The sequence below is a fragment of the Priestia sp. SIMBA_032 genome (assembly GCF_046535215.1).
Classification (GTDB): Bacteria; Bacillota; Bacilli; order Bacillales; family Bacillaceae_H; genus Priestia; species Priestia aryabhattai.
In genome coordinates, this window is sequence record NZ_JAWRXD010001372.1 from 1 (window position 1) to 243 (window position 243).

The window sequence follows — 243 nt, forward strand, 5'->3', positions numbered from 1 at the left end:
GCCGCAGAGGTTCCGCCGGACCCGGGACGCGCCGCACGGTCCGCGCTGGCGTCCGGCGTTCCCGGGTCCGACGGGGTCAGGGCCTCCACCAGGCGGGCGACGCCGCCGGCCGGGGAGGTGAGCATGGGGAGGTCGACGCCGGCCGCCTCCGCGGCAGCGGCCATCGAGGCCTGGGCGAGCACGAGGACCGCTGCAGGCTCGGAGCCGTCGGCCGGTGCCGCAGCGGAGCGGACGGCCTCGGCG

At 80.2% G+C, this 243-nt stretch carries 1 protein-coding gene; it reads right to left on the bottom strand.

Annotated elements, in window-relative coordinates; all coding sequences use genetic code 11:
* A partial coding sequence (locus SB717_RS38820) for a hypothetical protein (RefSeq protein ID WP_410908583.1) occupies positions 1-243 on the bottom strand: 243 nt, incomplete at both ends.